This is a genomic window from Helicobacter pylori SA221C (assembly GCF_000476855.1).
Classification (GTDB): Bacteria; Campylobacterota; Campylobacteria; order Campylobacterales; family Helicobacteraceae; genus Helicobacter; species Helicobacter pylori_DK.
In genome coordinates, this window is record NZ_CBPT010000030.1 from 1 (window position 1) to 4,019 (window position 4,019).

Here is a 4,019-nt window from a genome sequence, read left to right on the forward strand (position 1 = left end):
TAGAATGATAGAATGATAGAATGCCATTTCTACCCCTTTTTTGAAAAAAAGACGACTTGAGAGTATTGTATCTAGTGGTATTTAATCAATGGTTAATTGTGCGTTTTGTTTTTTAATGATGTGTTTTAATTTAATGATGATGCGTTTTTATCTTATTTTAATGATGTGTTTTATCCAATGATGCGTTTAATTTAATGATGCGTTTAATCTTTAAAGCTTTATTCTCTACCCCCTTTTCCAATCACTCCCCCATCATTTCCAATAATTTTTATCCATTCCTTTCAAACTCTAAAATTCCTTTCAAACTCTAAAATTTCTTTCACATTCCAAAAACTTTAAGCAAACTTTAAGCACTGCATGTCTATAATTACATTTCGTTTTTAAAGACAAGCTTTAAAAAGTTCTTTAATTTGAAACCACTCAAGCAAGTTCTACAAGCTAAAAAGCTTTAAATAAAAGCTCACTAGTTGGTAAAACTTGATTAAAAAAGATTAGGGATCAAGCATTTTTAGTCTTCTTTAAAGGGTTTAACAGAACGATTATAGCAAGTTTTTAAAGAAAAACGAAGTTATTTGATTTAACATTGTTAATAGCCTATGTAAAAGTAAAGTAAAACTACAATAACTCTGTCTTATATTCATTAAGGCAGTGGTAGCGCTGAAGAATATTCGTGCAATTGTCGTTATTCATTATAAAAGGGCGGGTTTTAAAGGATATTTTAAAATTTAAAACAAGCTTTTAAGAGCAGATGGCGGATGCCTTGCCAAAGAGAGGCGATGAAGGACGTACTAGACTGCGATAAGCTATGCGGAGCTGTCAAGGAGCTTTGATGCGTAGATGTCCGAATGGGGCAACCCAACTAATAGAGATATTGGTTACTCTAATTAGAGAGCGAACCTAGTGAAGTGAAACATCTCAGTAACTAGAGGAAAAGAAATCAACGAGATTCCCTAAGTAGTGGCGAGCGAACGGGGAAAAGGGCAAACCGAGTGCTTGCATTCGGGGTTGAGGACTGCAACATCCAAGAGAACGCTTTAGCAGAGTTACCTGGAAAGGTAAGCCATAGAAAGTGATAGCCTTGTATGCGACAAGGCGTTCTTAGGTAGCAGTATCCAGAGTAGGCCAGGACACGAGAAATCCAGGTTGAAGCCGGGGAGACCACTCTCCAACCCTAAATACTACTCTTTGAGCGATAGCGAACAAGTACCGTGAGGGAAAGGTGAAAAGAACCGCAGTGAGCGGAGTGAAATAGAACCTGAAACCATCTGCTTACAATCATTCAGAGCCCTATGATTTATCAGGGTGATGGACTGCCTTTTGCATAATGATCCTGCGAGTTGTGGTATCTGGCAAGGTTAAGCGAATGCGAAGCCGTAGCGAAAGCGAGTCTTAATAGGGCGAACAAGTCAGATGCTGCAGACCCGAAGCTAAGTGATCTATCCATGGCCAAGTTGAAACGCGTGTAATAGCGCGTGGAGGACTGAACTCGTACCCATTGAAACGGGTTGGGATGAGCTGTGGATAGGGGTGAAAGGCCAAACAAACTTAGTGATAGCTGGTTCTCTTCGAAATATATTTAGGTATAGCCTCAAGTGATAATAAAAGGGGGTAGAGCCCTGATTGGGCTAGGGCTGCTCGCCGCGGTACCAAACCCTATCAAACTTCGAATACCTTTTATCGTATCTTGGGAGTCAGGCGGTGGGTGATAAAATCAATCGTCAAAAGGGGAACAACCCAGACTACCAAATAAGGTCCCTAAGTTCTATTCTGAGTGGAAAAAGATGTGTGGCTACTCAAACAACCAGGAGGTTGGCTTAGAAGCAGCCATCCTTTAAAGAAAGCGTAACAGCTCACTGGTCTAGTGGTCATGCGCTGAAAATATAACGGGGCTAAGATAGACACCGAATTTGTAGATTGTGTTTAACACAGTGGTAGAAGAGCGTTCATACCAGCGTTGAAGGTATACCGGTAAGGAGTGCTGGAGCGGTATGAAGTGAGCATGCAGGAATGAGTAACGATAAGATATATGAGAATTGTATCCGCCGTAAATCTAAGGTTTCCTACGCGATGGTCGTCATCGTAGGGTTAGTCGGGTCCTAAGCCGAGTCCGAAAGGGGTAGGTGATGGCAAATTGGTTAATATTCCAATACCGACTCATGGAGCGTGATGGGGGGACGCATAGGGTTAAGCGAGCTAGCTGATGGAAGTGCTAGTCTAAGGGCGTAGATTGGAGGGAAGGCAAATCCACCTCTGTATTTGAAACCCAAACAGGCTCTTTGAGTCCTTTTAGGACAAAGGGAGAATCGCTGATACCGTCGTGCCAAGAAAAGCCTCTAAGCATATCCATAGTTGTCCGTACCGCAAACCGACACAGGTAGATGAGATGAGTATTCTAAGGCGCGTGAAAGAACTCTGGTTAAGGAACTCTGCAAACTAGCACCGTAAGTTCGCGATAAGGTGTGCCGCAGCAATGCGGTCTCAGCAAAGAGTCCCTCCCGACTGTTTACCAAAAACACAGCACTTTGCCAACTCGTAAGAGGAAGTATAAGGTGTGACGCCTGCCCGGTGCTCGAAGGTTAAGAGGATGCGTCAGTCGCAAGATGAAGCGTTGAATTGAAGCCCGAGTAAACGGCGGCCGTAACTATAACGGTCCTAAGGTAGCGAAATTCCTTGTCGGTTAAATACCGACCTGCATGAATGGCGTAACGAGATGGGAGCTGTCTCAACCAGAGATTCAGTGAAATTGTAGTGGAGGTGAAAATTCCTCCTACCCGCGGCAAGACGGAAAGACCCCGTGGACCTTTACTACAACTTAGCACTGCTAATGGGAATATCATGCGCAGGATAGGTGGGAGGCTTTGAAGTAAGGGCTTTGGCTCTTATGGAGCCATCCTTGAGATACCACCCTTGATGTTTCTGTTAGCTAACTGGCCTGTGTTATCCACAGGCAGGACAATGCTTGGTGGGTAGTTTGACTGGGGCGGTCGCCTCCTAAAAAGTAACGGAGGCTTGCAAAGGTTGGCTCATTGCGGTTGGAAATCGCAAGTTGAGTGTAATGGCACAAGCCAGCCTGACTGTAAGACATACAAGTCAAGCAGAGACGAAAGTCGGTCATAGTGATCCGGTGGTTCTGTGTGGAAGGGCCATCGCTCAAAGGATAAAAGGTACCCTGGGGATAACAGGCTGATCTCCCCCAAGAGCTCACATCGACGGGGAGGTTTGGCACCTCGATGTCGGCTCATCGCATCCTGGGGCTGGAGCAGGTCCCAAGGGTATGGCTGTTCGCCATTTAAAGCGGTACGCGAGCTGGGTTCAGAACGTCGTGAGACAGTTCGGTCCCTATCTGCCGTGGGCGTAGGAAAGTTGAGGAGAGCTGTCCCTAGTACGAGAGGACCGGGATGGACGTGTCACTGGTGCACCAGTTGTTCTGCCAAGAGCATCGCTGGGTAGCTACACACGGATGTGATAACTGCTGAAAGCATCTAAGCAGGAAGCCAACTCCAAGATAAACTTTCCCTGAAGCTCGCACAAAGACTATGTGCTTGATAGGGTAGATGTGTGAGCGCAGTAATGCGTTTAGCTGACTACTACTAATAGAGCGTTTGGCTTGTTTTTTGCTTTTTGATAAGATAACGGCAATAAGCGCGAATGAGTTACCACTGCCTTACTGAGTGTAAGAGAGTTGGAGTTTTATGAAGACTTTTATAGGATTAAACTTTAATTGGAAATGAGATATTATCCATTCTTTTTAAAGTTAAAGGCTATTAACGATCTTCTTTGTTAAAAAACAGCTCCCTATAAAGAGAAAGGGGAGTTAAGGGTAAATGCGTTTTATCTTTAGCTCCCTTTTCCTTGTGCCTTTAGAGAAGAGGAACTACCCAGTTAACCATTCCGAACCTGGAAGTCAAGCTCTTCATCGCTGATAATACTGCTCTTTTCAAGAGTGGGAATGTAGGTCGGTGCAGGGATAGGGAAATGTTTTTTTAATCTTGCTTTTTTATTTAATTTCATTATTGACT

Annotated in this window: 2 rRNA genes; both read left to right on the top strand. The window is 43.8% G+C overall.

Annotation, left to right across the window (positions count from 1 at the left end):
• Positions 1-728 precede the first annotated feature (728 nt).
• A 23S ribosomal RNA gene (locus tag QU01_RS07780) occupies positions 729-3,615 on the top strand.
• Between the two features lie 235 nt (positions 3,616-3,850).
• A 5S ribosomal RNA gene (gene rrf / locus QU01_RS07785) occupies positions 3,851-3,968 on the top strand.
• The last annotated feature ends 51 nt before the right edge of the window (positions 3,969-4,019 follow it).